General features: G+C 64.7%; 14 protein-coding genes. 7 read left to right on the top strand and 7 right to left on the bottom strand.

Annotated elements, in window-relative coordinates; genetic code table 11:
• Positions 1-37 precede the first annotated feature (37 nt).
• The gene (locus Q0L25_RS09435; RefSeq protein ID WP_296613655.1) at positions 38-2,410 is read right to left on the bottom strand and encodes a TonB-dependent receptor; all 2,373 of its coding nucleotides are present in this window, start codon (positions 2,408-2,410) and stop codon (positions 38-40) included.
• A 125-nt stretch (positions 2,411-2,535) separates the two neighbouring features.
• Here Q0L25_RS09435 and Q0L25_RS09440 point away from each other — a divergent pair, with 125 nt between their 5' ends.
• A complete protein-coding gene (locus Q0L25_RS09440; RefSeq protein WP_296613657.1) occupies positions 2,536-3,204 on the top strand; it encodes a TetR/AcrR family transcriptional regulator in 669 nt (222 codons plus the stop codon).
• Between the two features lie 61 nt (positions 3,205-3,265).
• On the opposite strand, the gene Q0L25_RS09445 is transcribed toward Q0L25_RS09440, so the two are convergent.
• The 5 genes from Q0L25_RS09445 to rpmF form a co-directional block, all read right to left on the bottom strand.
• On the bottom strand, positions 3,266-3,655 hold the full coding sequence (locus Q0L25_RS09445) for a MerR family transcriptional regulator (protein ID WP_296613659.1): 390 nt from the start codon (positions 3,653-3,655) through the stop codon (positions 3,266-3,268).
• Positions 3,656-3,666: 11 nt separating this feature from the next.
• On the bottom strand, positions 3,667-3,966 hold the full coding sequence (locus tag Q0L25_RS09450; RefSeq protein WP_066593020.1) for an integration host factor subunit alpha: 300 nt from the start codon (positions 3,964-3,966) through the stop codon (positions 3,667-3,669).
• Between the two features lie 147 nt (positions 3,967-4,113).
• Entirely contained in the window at positions 4,114-5,079 is a 966-nt protein-coding gene (locus tag Q0L25_RS09455) for a beta-ketoacyl-ACP synthase III (RefSeq protein ID WP_296613662.1), read from the bottom strand.
• The gene (plsX, locus tag Q0L25_RS09460) at positions 5,076-6,122 is read right to left on the bottom strand and encodes a phosphate acyltransferase PlsX (protein WP_296613663.1); all 1,047 of its coding nucleotides are present in this window, start codon (positions 6,120-6,122) and stop codon (positions 5,076-5,078) included. The genes Q0L25_RS09455 and plsX overlap by 4 nt, the downstream gene beginning before the upstream one ends.
• A gap of 28 nt (positions 6,123-6,150) precedes the next feature.
• On the bottom strand, positions 6,151-6,330 hold the full coding sequence (gene rpmF, locus Q0L25_RS09465; RefSeq protein WP_066593015.1) for a 50S ribosomal protein L32: 180 nt from the start codon (positions 6,328-6,330) through the stop codon (positions 6,151-6,153).
• A 225-nt stretch (positions 6,331-6,555) separates the two neighbouring features.
• On the opposite strand from rpmF, the gene Q0L25_RS09470 reads away from it, so the two are divergent.
• The 5 genes from Q0L25_RS09470 (at position 6,556) to Q0L25_RS09490 (ending at position 10,927) form a co-directional block, all read left to right on the top strand.
• The gene (locus Q0L25_RS09470; RefSeq protein WP_296613666.1) at positions 6,556-6,993 is read left to right on the top strand and encodes an MAPEG family protein; all 438 of its coding nucleotides are present in this window, start codon (positions 6,556-6,558) and stop codon (positions 6,991-6,993) included.
• Between the two features lie 262 nt (positions 6,994-7,255).
• Entirely contained in the window at positions 7,256-8,014 is a 759-nt protein-coding gene (locus Q0L25_RS09475; RefSeq protein WP_296613668.1) for a sulfite exporter TauE/SafE family protein, read from the top strand.
• 54 nt (positions 8,015-8,068) lie between these two features.
• Positions 8,069-8,878 (top strand): cytochrome b/b6 domain-containing protein, encoded by an 810-nt coding sequence (locus tag Q0L25_RS09480; protein WP_296613670.1) that lies wholly within the window; start codon positions 8,069-8,071, stop codon positions 8,876-8,878.
• A complete protein-coding gene (locus Q0L25_RS09485) occupies positions 8,875-9,633 on the top strand; it encodes a molybdopterin-dependent oxidoreductase (protein WP_296613672.1) in 759 nt (252 codons plus the stop codon). Before Q0L25_RS09480 ends, Q0L25_RS09485 begins: the two co-directional genes overlap by 4 nt.
• Before the next feature lie 61 nt (positions 9,634-9,694).
• The gene (locus Q0L25_RS09490; protein WP_296613674.1) at positions 9,695-10,927 is read left to right on the top strand and encodes a cyclopropane-fatty-acyl-phospholipid synthase family protein; all 1,233 of its coding nucleotides are present in this window, start codon (positions 9,695-9,697) and stop codon (positions 10,925-10,927) included.
• Positions 10,928-11,097: 170 nt separating this feature from the next.
• On the opposite strand, the gene hemA is transcribed toward Q0L25_RS09490, so the two are convergent.
• A complete protein-coding gene (gene hemA, locus Q0L25_RS09495) occupies positions 11,098-12,342 on the bottom strand; it encodes a 5-aminolevulinate synthase (RefSeq protein ID WP_296613675.1) in 1,245 nt (414 codons plus the stop codon).
• A 200-nt stretch (positions 12,343-12,542) separates the two neighbouring features.
• Between hemA and Q0L25_RS09500 the strand changes: the two genes are divergently transcribed.
• A complete protein-coding gene (locus Q0L25_RS09500; RefSeq protein ID WP_296613676.1) occupies positions 12,543-12,716 on the top strand; it encodes a hypothetical protein in 174 nt (57 codons plus the stop codon).
• The last annotated feature ends 2 nt before the right edge of the window (positions 12,717-12,718 follow it).

Below are 12,718 nucleotides of genomic sequence, written 5' to 3' on the forward strand. Positions count from 1 at the left end.
GCTGGCGCGCCCGGCTCATCCCCCTTTTAACCTGCCATCAGAATTTGAGCGAGAAGGTTCCGAACACCTGACGCGGATTGCCGTAGAAGGCGGTGGCGACGCCTTCCTTGCCCAGCGTCGGCGTGACGCCGCCGGTCGGGGTGTAGATGATCTGCCCGGTCGCGGCGTTGGCGGCGAGATATTGATAGCCGCCGATCTTGTAATGCACGTCGGTGATGTTCTTGGCGTGCACGCCGAACGAATACTGACGCTTCGACCCGAAGCTGTAGGTCAGGTTCGCGTCCCACAAGGTATAGCCCGGCTGGTCGAGGAACGGGCTCGCCACCTCGAACTGATGCGTCAGGCTGCGATACGACACCGTGGTCGACGCATTGAGGTCGCCGCTCGCCACTGGCACCGTCCCGCTGAGCGTCCCCGACACCGTCCATTTCGGCGTGTTCTGGAACTGGCGGTATTGCGAGACCTCGGCGCCGGTCGGGCCGATATAATGCTTGTACTTGGGATCGATATAGCCAAGCGCGCCGGTGAAGGTGATGTTCGAACGCGGGCCGGCGAAATCACGTGCCAGCACTGCGTTGGTTTCGAGCTCGATGCCCTTGATCTCAGCCTTCGCGGCGTTGGTGGTGATGCCGCAGAAACTGGCGACGCCGCCGATCGTGCAGGCGACCGAACCCGGGATCTGGACGTTCTTGTAATCGGAATAGAAGCCGTCGAGCGCCCAGGTCAGGCGCTTGTCGAACGCCGAGCCCTTCCAGCCGATCTCATAGCTGTTGACCGATTCGGGATCGAACGAGAGGTAGTTGTAGATGTCCTGATACGTCCGCCCGACCGCCGGATTGCTGATCGGCGCCGAGGTGCCCGAGCCGCGCGGATCGAAGCCACCGCCCTTGAAGCCTTCCGAATAAGACACGTAGAACAGGTGATCGGGGCTCGGCTTGAACGACAGGCTGGCGCGCGGCGTGAAACGCTTGAAGTTGGCCTCGCCGCGGAAATTGGTTGACGCGCCGAGATTGAGCGTCGGATTGCCGCCGAATTCGCTGGTCGCGCCGTAGAGCGGACCACCGAGGAAGTTCGCCTTGTAGACGAACGACTTGCGTTGATCCCAGGTGTAGCGGCCGCCCACCGACAGGCTCAATTGCGGGGTGAAATCGAACGTGAAGTCACCGAACACCGATGTCGTCTCGGTCCGCACGTCGCCGGCGGTATAGGCGTCGAGATTGGCGAGCGTCGTGTTGAGCAGCACGTCGAATCCCGTCGAGGCCTTGGCGCCGAGATAATAGAAGCCGACGATGCCGTTGACCTTGCTGCTCGACCATTGGAACTGGAATTCCTGGCTGGTCTGCTCGTTACGATAGACCGCGGGCACATCGACGTCGACCGACGGCGTCGAATCGAAGTCGATCGGGGTGAAGCTGCGGTCCTTGCGCCACGCGCTGATCGACTTGAACGTCAGATTGTCGGTCAGCTTCGCGGTCGCGGTCATCGACAGGCCGCCCGCCTGGATATCCTGTTTGGGGAAATTGAGACCGGCATTGGTGTCATAGACATTGTCGAGCACCGGCGACCCGGTCAGCTTGCCGGCGAACAGGCGATGGCCGTTGCGCGGCGCCGACTTGTCATGCGTGTAATCGCCGGTGATGCGGACGAGCAGGCGGCTGTCGGGCGTTTCGAACTCGATCGTGCCGCGGCCGGCCCAGATGTCCTTGTTGTAATTGTCGATGCCGAGATTGAGGTTGCGGCCGAAACCGTCGCGCGTCAGCCGCGCGCCGGACACGCCGACCCGGAGCATCGACCCGATCGGGGCGGACAGGCTGACGATGCCGTCGGCCTGATTGTACGAACCATAGGTGCCGCGCGCGGCGACCTCGAAATGGTCGGGCAGCCGGCGCGTGACATATTTGACCGCGCCGCCGATCGTGTTGCGGCCGTACAGCGTGCCCTGCGGCCCCCGCAGCACCTCGATCCGTTCGACGTCATAGATGTCGAGCACGGCGGCCTGGGGACGGTTGAGATAGACGTCGTCGAGATAGATGCCGACGCCGGCCTCGAAGCCCGGCACCGGATCCTGCTGGCCGACGCCGCGGATGAACGCGGCGAGCGTCGAATTGGTGCCGCGCGCGTCCTTGATCGTCGTGTTCGGCGTGGTGTTCTGGATGTCGGTCAGGTCGACCGCGCCCATCTTGTCGAGCTTGTCGGCGGTGAAGGCGGTGACCGCGATCGGCACGTTGAGCAGCGTTTCCGACCGGCGCCGCGCCGTCACGACGATGTCGGCCGGCGCGTCGGCATTCGCCTGGGCATCGACCGCGGCCGGCTGCGCGGCCGGGGCGTCCTGCGCGAAGGCCGGGCTGGCGAACAATGCGGTGGCGGCAGCGCCGATATAGAGCGCGCGCACATGACGGTGACGAATCATCCCTTCAAACCCTCCCAATGGTCTATCGTCCGTGCGGGAAACGACCCGGTTGAACGCTTGTTGATCTGCCCTATACTGAAACCTGAACCGGGTTTCAACTTCCGGCGAGACGGGGAGGCAAAAGAATGGTCCAGCGTGGCTCAACTGCAACGCCTGTCCTCGGGACCGGCGTTGCCGGTGCCCGGGGGCTTGACGCTACCGCGAGCGAGGGCAAGGCGCCGCGCACCGAGCGCGGGCGGCGGACGCTGCGCGCGTTGCTCGACGCCGCGGCGGTCGAATTCGGCGAAAAGGGTTTCCACGAGGGGTCGATCAGCGGGATCACGCGCCGCGCCGGCGTCGCCTTGGGCAGTTTCTACACCTATTTCGATTCGAAGGACGCGATCTTCCGCGCGCTGGTTCGCGACATGTCCGACCAGGTCCGCGACACCGTCGCCCCGGCGATTCGCGCCGCGCCCCACCAGATCGCCGCCGAGCGCGCGGGCCTGCTCAGCTTTCTCGAGTTCGTGCGCGGTCACAAGGAGATCTACCGAATCATCGACGAAGCCGAGTTCGTCGATCCGGCCAGTTTCCGCGCGCATTACGCGACCACCGCCGAGCGCATCGAACAGCGCCTTAAGGCCGGTGCCGACCGCGGCGAGATCCGCGACGACGTGTCCGATGTCCATGCCTGGGCAGTGATGGGGATGAACGTGTTTCTCGGCCTGCGCTACGGCGTGTGGGATGAGGACAGGACGCCGGAAGCGGTGGCGGATGTCGTGGCGGAGCTACTGCGGGACGGGTTGCGGGCGCGGTAGGGTTCTCGCCGCACAATGTTCACAACCGTCATCCCCGCGAAAGCGGGGATAACGGGTGGTTTTAACCCTCGAGCGCACGCACCAATTGATCGCGAATCGCCTTGAGTACGCTGAGATCAACCGGCGATCCGGGCACCGGAACCGGCGCAGCCGGCACCTCAGCCGCTGGTGCGGGTGCTGTCGCCGCAGCCGCGCCGCCGCGCCCCTCGCTCGCCAGCAATTTCTGCACGCCGCGGATCGTATAGCCCTGCTGGTTGAGCAGATCGTCGATCCGCCGGATCAGCGCGACATCCTCGGGCCGGTAATAGCGGCGCTTGCCGGCGCGCTGCAGCGGGCGCAATTGCGGGAAGCGCGTCTCCCAATAGCGCAGGATATGCTGAGGCAATCCAGTGTCTTGCGACACCTCGCCAATCGTACGAAATGCGCCAGCCGCCTTGTCGAGCGCGGCCATGCGCTGCTCCGTCAGCCCGCTTCGACGATGCGGTCGCGCATCATCTGACTGGCACGGAAAGTGAGCACGCGCCGCGGCGCGATCGGCACTTCCACGCCGGTCTTGGGATTGCGTCCGATGCGCTGACCCTTGTCGCGCAGGACGAAGGTGCCAAAACCCGAAATCTTGACATTTTCGCCGCGCGCCAGCGCGTCGCACATATGATCAAGGATCTCTTCGACCAATTTGGCCGAATCGGCCCTGGATAGCCCCACTTCACGCTGCAGCGCGTCGGATAGATCAGCCCGCGTCAACGTACCTACACTTGCCATTCACACCCTCCCTTGCGTGGCAGAAACTTGCCGTAACACAATGGAGGAAGGCATGAAATGGGCTTAATTACCCTTAATGGGGCAGGCCGTGGTGCCGCGGAACCGGTTACGGGCACATGATCAAGCTATGGCCGGACCGGCACGACCTCAGATGCGGACGACCGCCGCGCCCCAGGTGAAGCCGCCGCCCATCGCTTCGAGCACGACGATCTGGCCCGGCTTGATTCGCCCGTCGCGCATCGCGGTGTCGAGCGCGAGCGGGACCGACGCGGCCGAGGTGTTGGCATGCTGGTCGACCGTCACGACGACCTTTTCGGCGGCCAATCCGAGCTTGCGCGCGGTCGCATCGAGGATGCGGGCATTGGCCTGGTGCGGCACCACCCAGTCGACATCGCCGGGGACCAGTCCCGCCGCGACGAGGGATTCGTCCATCACGCTGGCCAGGTTGGTGACCGCGTGGCGGAACACTTCGCGTCCCTTCATCCGCACCTTGCCGACCGTGCCGGTGGTCGACGGCCCGCCATCGACATAGAGGAGTTCGTTGTGGCGGCCATCGGCATGGAGCCGGCTGGCAAGAATCCCGGGGCCGTCCTCGGCGACGTCCCGCGCCTCGAGCACCACCGCGCCGGCGCCATCGCCGAACAGCACGCAGGTCGTGCGGTCTTCCCAGTCGAGGATACGGCTGAACGTCTCGGCGCCGATCACCAGGGCGCAATTGGCGGCACCGGTCTTGATCAGGCTGTCGGCGACCTGGATCGCGTAGAGGAAGCCCGAGCACACCGCGCCGACATCGAACGCGACGCAATCGTCGATCCCCAGCATCGCCTGGACCTTGGTCGCGGTCGCCGGAAAGGTCTGGTCGGGAGTCGCGGTGGCGAGGACGATCAGGTCGACATCGTCGGCCGCCTTGCCTGCCGCGGTCAGCGCCGCGCGCGCCGCGTCGGCGGCCAGCGTGCCGGTCGTCTCGTCGGGGCCCGCTATGTAGCGGAAGCGGATGCCGGTGCGCTCGACGATCCATTCGTCGCTGGTGTCGACGGTCTCAGCCAGTTCCGCGTTCGACACGCGCCGCATCGGAAGCGCCGACCCGGTACCGCTGATGACCGCACGCCTCACGCAACTGCTCCTTCGGGTTCCCGCGTCTCGAAAAATTTGAGATCCTCGGCGATCTTGCGCGCCAGGTCGTCGCGCACGCTCTTGGCCGCGACCGCGATCGCATTGGCGACGCCGGTCTCGTTGGCGCCGCCATGGCTTTTCACGACCAGGCCGTTGAGGCCGAGAAAGACCGCGCCATTGTGATTGTTGGGATCGAGATGATGGCGCAGCAATTCGGTCGCCGGGCGCGAGATCAGGAAGCCGATCTTCGAGCGCATCGAACTGCTGAACGCGCGACGCAGCAGGTCGGCGACGAATCGCGCGGTGCCCTCGGCGGTCTTGAGCGCGATATTGCCCGAAAAACCGTCGCACACGATCACGTCGACATCGCCGCGCGACAATTTGTCGCCCTCGATGAAGCCGGCAAAGGTCAGCGGCAAATGGGTCGCATCGCGCAGCGCCTGGGCGGCATCGCGAATCTCTTCCGTGCCCTTCTGATCTTCGGTGCCGATGTTGAGCAAGGCGACGCGCGGGCTGGCGAGATCGAGCTGGGTGCGCGCATAGGCCGCACCCATCACCGCGAACTGCATCAGGTTACGCGCGTCGCATTCGGTATTGGCGCCGAGATCGAGCACGACCGTGTCGTTGGCGCCGAGGCTGGGCATCAGTCCGGCGAGCGCGGGGCGATCGATCCCCTTCATCGTGCGCAGCGAGACTTTGGCCATCGCCATCAGCGCGCCGGTATTGCCCGACGATACGGCCGCGGCGGCGCGGCCCTGCTTGACGAGGTCGATCGCGACGCCCATCGACGTCGTCTTGGCGCGGCGCAGCGCGGCGCTGGGCTTCTCGTCGCCTTTGATGACTTCGGGCGCGTGGACGATTTCGGAATTCGCCGTCAGATTGGGGTGAGTCTTCAACCCCTCGGCGATCTTCGCCTCGTCGCCGACCAGGAAGAAATGCGTGCCGTCGAAGCGGCGCCGAGCTTCGGCGACGCCTGCCAACATCACCGCCAACCCCTCGTCACCGCCCATCGCGTCGATGGCGATCCAGGAGTTGGTGGTCACGCGTCAGTCCCCCCTCAATGGGCCCCGATCAACCTTCGACCGAGACGACCTCACGGCCATTATAATGGCCGCACGACGGGCAGAGATTGTGCGGGCGCTTCAGCTCGCCGCAATTCGGGCACTCCTGGAACGCTTCTACCGAGAGCGCATCGTGCGCGCGGCGCATGCCACGGCGAGAGGGCGAGGTCTTCTTCTTGGGAACGGCCATTGCGGCGACAACCTTCAAAAAATCGAATTGATCAGGACGACTAGGCCCGGAAACGTACCGGCGCAACCGAGGGGTCGGCCACGCGCTACAGAGAGTCGGGATGCATCGCGAAGCGTGCGCCTATAGCGATTTGGCGCGCCGTTGCAACCCGCGCGGAGTCGCGGCACGGCGACTAGGCGGCCGCGCGCTTCACTGGCATAGCATCGCCGCAACAGGAGGGGCAGGATGATATTACCCGTAACGCTCGTGATCGCCGCAGCCACCGGCCTGATCAACGTCTGGTTGGCACTGGCCGTCGGGCGCAATCGGGTGAGCAGCAAGATCAATCTGGGCGATGGCGGCGAGGCGGCGATGACCGCCAGGATCCGCGCGCATGGCAATCTCACCGAATATGCGCCGACCGTGCTGATCCTGATGGCGCTGATCGAACTGGCGCGCGGCCCGAGCCTGTGGCTGTGGATCGTCGGCGCGCTGTTCATCCTGGTGCGGCTGGCCCATGCCTTCGGCATCGTGCGGCCGGCGCCCAGCGTGTTGCGGATGATCGGCGCGGTCGGCACCTGGGTTGTGATCATCGTGCTGGCGATATGGGCGCTCGCGATCAGCTATCAGGCCGAGTGGACCCCGCCGGTCAGATCGATGCAGATCGGCCAGCCCGCGGCGTGATTCGGGCTTCGGCCTGAACCGCAGAGCGATCGGATGAACAAGTTTGCCGTATCCGACGAGCGTTTCGGAACGCATTCCCCTCACGCTTGCGGGAGGGGTTAGGGGAGGGCATGTTCATAGCACGTCGGGCAATAGACAGGCCCTCCCCCGACCCCTCCCGCAAGCGGGAGGGGAGAAGAAGGCCTCTTCCTTTACCCGAGTGCCTTGGCTTGAACCGATTGCGGCCTCGACTTTTGCTGCCAACGCCTCAAGGGAGCAGGCGATGAATCCGGCCCTCTCCCTCCTCTTCGCGTTCGGCGCAGGCACCGTCGGCGGCGCAATGAATGCGCTGGCCGGGGGCGGGACGTTCGCGACCTTGCCCTCGCTGCTCGCGCTGGGTGTTCCCGCCAATGCCGCCAACGCGACCTCCAACGTCGCCTTGCTGCCCGGCGCCGGGATGAGCGCCTGGGCGTTTCGCGACGAACTGGGGCCGGTCGGCGGCGTCGGAATTCGGACATTGTCGGCGATCACCTTCATCGGCGGGCTGGCCGGCAGCGTACTGCTGGTGCTGACCCCCAGCCATGCCTTCGACGTGATCATTCCCTGGCTGGTGCTCTATGCCTTCGTCGTGCTGGCGTTCGGCAAGCACGCCGCGGCCTGGTTGCGCGACCGCGTGACGATCGGGCGCGGCAGCTTGATGGTCGTGCAGATGCTGCTCGGCATCTATGGCGGCTATTTCGGCGGCGGCGTCGGCCTGATGACGACGGCCACTTATGGCCTGCTCGCCGGGCACAGCCCACGCGAATTGTTCGCGCCGCGTACCCTTATGCTGGCGATCGCCAATTTCGCCGCGGCGATCGTATTCATTGCCGCAGGGATGGTGCGCTGGATCGCGTGCCTGCCGATGTTGGCGGGATCGATCCTCGGCGGCTGGGCCGGCGCGCATATCGGCAAACGCTTGCCTGCATCCGCGGTACGCGTGTGGACGTTGCTGGTGACGGGCGTGACGACGATCGTATTCTTCGCGCGCGCTTATGGCTAAAGGGAACGTCGATCGAGTGTAACCGATCGGGCGTATCGTTCGAAGGAAGCGATGATGGACGACCCGACCGCTCTTGCCGATCCCCCCACGACTGCGCCGAGCGCGCGGAGTGAGACGATCTATCGCCACCGGCTGGCAACGCGCCTGTGGCACTGGATCAACGCGATCACGATCTTCATCATGATCGGCAGCGGCATCGGCATCCTGAACGCGCATCCGCGGCTCTATTGGGGGCAATATGGCGCCAATTTCGACCATGCCTGGCTCGATCTCCGGCCGTACGGCAACATCCTGCGATCGGGCTGGCTGACGATCCCGGCGGGGTACAATCTCGCCATCTCGCGGCGCTGGCATTTGCTCTTCGCGCTGGTGCTCGGCTTCGGGCTGCTTGTCTTCATGATCGCCAGCCTGATCAATCGCCATTTCCAGCGCGACCTGCGCGTGCGCGCCAAAGAAATCGGACCGCGCCATCTCTGGGCGGACCTGCTCGCGCATCTGCGCCTCGACTTCCACAATCCCGACGATCCCGCAGCCTATAATACGCTGCAAAAGCTCGCGTATGTCGTCGCGATCTTCATTTTGATCCCGCTGATGATCTTCACCGGGCTGACGATGTCGCCGGGAATGGACGCGGCCTGGCCGTGGTTGATCGAGCTGTTCGGCGGGCGCCAGTCGGCGCGCTCGATCCATTTCATCGCGGCGAGCGGAATCGTGCTGTTCGTCATCGTCCATCTGGCGCTGGTGGTCCTGGCCGGCCCGATCGGGGAAGTGTGGTCGATGATCACCGGCCGCTGGACATTGCCCGCCGCGCGGCCGTCCGAACCGCCGCCCACGCCGCTCGCCGAACCGGAGGCCGCCGAATGACTCTCCTCACGCGACGCACGCTCGTCACCGGCGGCGCGCTCGGCGCCGGGCTGCTGCTGTCGGGTTGCGACAAGCTTGCCCAGCAACCCGGCTTTCGCCGCATCCTGTTCTCGGGCGAGAAGATCAATATGGGGCTGCAGCGCGCGCTGATGGACCGCAATGCGCTGGCGCCCGAATTCCGCCCCGACCAGATGTCGCCGGTGTTCCGCACCAACGGCAATTCCAACCCCAACACCGCCGACTATAACCGCCACGTCGCGGAGAATTTCGCCAATTGGCGGCTGGAGGTCGGTGGGCTGGTCGACCGGCCGCTCCGCCTCAGCCTGGCCGATATCGGCGCGTTCCCGCAACGCGCGCAGATCACCCGCCACGATTGCGTCGAAGGATGGAGCGCGATCGGCAAATGGCAGGGGCCGATGCTGGGCAATGTGCTCAAGGCGGCGGGGGTGCGCAATTCGGCGCGGTACATCGTCTTCACCTGCGCCGATCTGTGGAGCGGGGCGCCCTATTACGAATCGATCGACATGGTCGACGCTTTCCACCCCCAGACGATCCTGGCCTGGGCGATGAACGACAAGCGCGTCTCGGTCGGCCATGGCGCGCCGATCCGGCTGCGGGTCGAACGCCATCTGGGGTACAAGAACGCCAAATACGTGATGCGGATCGACGCGGTGGCGAGCCTGGCCGGGATCGGTCTGGGCAAGGGCGGCTATTGGGAAGATCATGTCAATTACGACTGGTATGCCGGTATTTGACGCGGTCGGAGGTGTTTCCGGTCTTTTCGTGGCCGCAATCAACCGATAGCAGCGAACGCCTATGGCCCTGATCGATCTGTTCTTCGAGCGCGCGTTCAAGCGCGGCACGCTGTCCGTCACCTATGCCGACGGCACGACCAAGTCGTTCGGCACCGCGGATCCCGAGTTTCCCGATGTCGCGATCCGCTTCACCACCAAGAGCGTGCCAGGGCAAATCCTGCGCGATCCCGCCTTGGGCGTGGCCGAGGCGTTCATGCACGGCCGCGTGGTGATCGAGCGCGGCGACATCATGCAGCTGCTCTCGCTGGCGAGTAAGAACAATCGCTGGGAAGACGCGACCGGTGCGCTCGATCCTGGGCTCGCCGCGAAAGCCGTGGTCGGGGTCAAGCGCAAGCTCGACCAGTTCAACCGCGCGCGCGCCGCGCGGGCCAACGTCAAGCATCATTACGACATCGGCAACGCGCTCTACGACCTCTTCCTCGACGCTGACCGCCAGTATAGCTGCGCCTATTTCGTCGATCCCGGCGAAAGCCTGGAACAGGCGCAACTCGACAAGAAGGCGCATATCGCCGCCAAGCTGGCGCTCAAGCCCGGCATGCGCGTGCTCGACATCGGCTGCGGCTGGGGCGGCATGGCGCTCTATCTGCACAAGACCTATGGCGTCGACGTCGTCGGCATCACGCTGAGCGACGAGCAGATCGCCACCGCCAAGCAGCGCGCGGCGGAGGCCGGCGTTTCGGACCACGTGAAGTTCGAGCTGATCGACTATCGCCATATGACCGGGACGTTCGACCGTATCGTCTCGGTCGGCATGTTCGAGCATGTCGGCCCGCCGCAATATCGCACCTTCTTCCGCAAATGCCGCGATCTGCTCAACGACGACGGCGTGATGCTGCTCCACACGATCGGCCGCGCCGGCGGGGCGGGCGTGACCGACGAATTCACCGCCAAATACATCTTCCCGGGCGGCTATATCCCGGCATTGTCGGAGATTACCAAGGGCTATGAAGGCCTGCGCTATTACATGACCGACGTGGAAGTGCTGCGCCTCCATTACGGCTACACGCTGCAGCATTGGTACGACCGCGCCGTCGCCAATCGCGAGAAGATCATCGCGATGTATGACGAAGTTTTCTACAATATGTGGATCTTCTACCTCGCCGGATCGTGCGTCAGCTTCCTCTATGGCGGCATGGTCAATTACCAGCTCCAGTTCGCGCGCAACCGCGACGCGCTGCCGATCACGCGCGATTATATGGGTGAGGAAGAACGGCGGATCGCTGCGAAGGTTTGAGCTGGGATCGTTCGCGATCAGGCTTGCCCGTCATGCCGGACTTGTTCCGGCATCCAACGTGCGACAACGGCTGGATTCCATTGTGGAGGATTGGACCCCGGAACAAGTCCGGGGTGACGAGGTAGCTTAATCGCCTTCGATCAAAAATAGGCGCGTCATGACCCGGCCGCTTACGCCGCCTTGCGCAGTTCCAGCTCCAGCCGGTTCCAGATTTCGAGGAGTGCCTTGGTGAGGTCGCGCATCATGGTTTCGTCATGGGCGGGGCCTGGGGTGAAGCGCAGGCGTTCGGTGCCGCGCGGCACGGTCGGGTAATTGATCGGCTGGACGTAAACGCCGTATTCGGCGAGCAGGATGTCGCTGATGCGCTTGGCCTTGACCGGATCGCCGACCATCAGTGGCACGATATGGGTGTCGCCCGGCAGGACGGGCAGCCCGGCTTCGGTCAGCATCGCCTTGAGCATTTTGGCCGAGGCCTGCTGGCCGTCGCGTTCGGCGCTCGACGCCTTGAGATGGCGCACGCTGGCGAGCACGCCGGCGACCAGCACCGGCGACAGGCTGGTCGTGAAGATGAAGCCCGGCGCGTAGCTGCGGATGACGTCGATGATCGTCTGGTCGGCGGCGATATAGCCGCCCATCACGCCGAACGCCTTGCCCAGCGTGCCCTCGATGATCGTGATCCGGTCGGCGACGCCGTCGCGCTCGGATATGCCGCCGCCGCGCGGGCCGTACATGCCGACGGCATGGACCTCGTCGAGATAGGTCAGCGCATTGTACTTGTCGGCAAGGTCGCAGATCGCGGCGATCGGCGCGATATCGCCTTCCATCGAATAGACGCTCTCGAACGCGATCAGCTTGGGGACGTTGGCGTCCTCGGCCGCCAGCAGCTCTTCCAGATGCGCCAGGTCGTTGTGGCGGAACACGCGCTTCTCGCAACCCGAATTGCGGATGCCCGCGATCATCGAGGCGTGATTGAGTTCGTCCGAGAAGATGACGCAGCCAGGCAGGATCTTGCCCAAGGTCGCCAGGGTCGCCTCGTTCGAGACATAGCCCGAGGTGAACAGCAAGGCCCCTTCCTTGCCGTGGAGGTCGGCCAGTTCGCCTTCGAGATCGACATGGTAATGCGTGTTGCCGCCGATATTGCGCGTGCCGCCCGAGCCCGCACCGACATCGTGCAGCGCTTCTTCCATCGCCGCGATCACCTTGGGGTGCTGGCCCATCGCCAGATAATCGTTCGAGCACCACACCGTGATCGGCATCGGCCCGTTATGGCCGGCAAAACACCGCGCATTGGGGAACATCCCCTTGTTGCGCAAAATGTCGATGAACACGCGATACCGCCCCTCGGCATGCAGCCGGTCGATCGCCTGGGTGAATACCCGCGAATAATCGACGGGCCGCGCGGTGGAATCGCTCATGAAACGCGCCAATAACGCGGGTTTCGGCGATTTTCCATGGGTAAGAGGTGCAAAAGGCGCAATCGCGACGCTGCTCTGCGTCAACGCAAGTGTCGCATTGCTGTGGTATGGAGCGAGTCGTCGTCGGCGTTCCGGGTCCGAGCAAGCCGGCGATTGAGAGCAGCAGGAAAGCTCCCGCTTGAGTCGTAGGAGCAAATGCGATGGCCGATCAGATTGGCCCGACAGGCCAGGATGTAGAGTATCTCGCGCGGCGGGAAGCCCAGGAACGGATGGCGGCCGAGCAATCCGCCGATCCCTCCGCGCGCCGCGCCCATCGAGCGCTGGCCGAGCAATATGCCCGGCGGTTGCGCATGCCGCCGGTGCGGGCGGTTTGAGA

Source organism: Sphingomonas sp. (assembly GCF_024508665.1).
Lineage (GTDB): Bacteria > Pseudomonadota > Alphaproteobacteria > Sphingomonadales > Sphingomonadaceae > Sphingomonas.

Bases quoted from the DNA above. Each gene is read 5' to 3' on its own strand.
- Q0L25_RS09435 (WP_296613655.1), bottom strand. From the start codon at position 2,410: ATGATTCGTCACCGTCATGTGCGCGCGCTCTATATCGGCGCTGCCGCC.
- Q0L25_RS09440 (WP_296613657.1), top strand. From the start codon at position 2,536: ATGGTCCAGCGTGGCTCAACTGCAACGCCTGTCCTCGGGACCGGCGTT.
- Q0L25_RS09445 (WP_296613659.1), bottom strand. From the start codon at position 3,655: ATGGCCGCGCTCGACAAGGCGGCTGGCGCATTTCGTACGATTGGCGAG.
- Q0L25_RS09450 (WP_066593020.1), bottom strand. From the start codon at position 3,966: ATGGCAAGTGTAGGTACGTTGACGCGGGCTGATCTATCCGACGCGCTG.
- rpmF (WP_066593015.1), bottom strand. From the start codon at position 6,330: ATGGCCGTTCCCAAGAAGAAGACCTCGCCCTCTCGCCGTGGCATGCGC.
- Q0L25_RS09470 (WP_296613666.1), top strand. From the start codon at position 6,556: ATGATATTACCCGTAACGCTCGTGATCGCCGCAGCCACCGGCCTGATC.
- Q0L25_RS09475 (WP_296613668.1), top strand. From the start codon at position 7,256: ATGAATCCGGCCCTCTCCCTCCTCTTCGCGTTCGGCGCAGGCACCGTC.
- Q0L25_RS09480 (WP_296613670.1), top strand. From the start codon at position 8,069: ATGGACGACCCGACCGCTCTTGCCGATCCCCCCACGACTGCGCCGAGC.
- Q0L25_RS09485 (WP_296613672.1), top strand. From the start codon at position 8,875: ATGACTCTCCTCACGCGACGCACGCTCGTCACCGGCGGCGCGCTCGGC.
- Q0L25_RS09490 (WP_296613674.1), top strand. From the start codon at position 9,695: ATGGCCCTGATCGATCTGTTCTTCGAGCGCGCGTTCAAGCGCGGCACG.
- hemA (WP_296613675.1), bottom strand. From the start codon at position 12,342: ATGAGCGATTCCACCGCGCGGCCCGTCGATTATTCGCGGGTATTCACC.
- Q0L25_RS09500 (WP_296613676.1), top strand. From the start codon at position 12,543: ATGGCCGATCAGATTGGCCCGACAGGCCAGGATGTAGAGTATCTCGCG.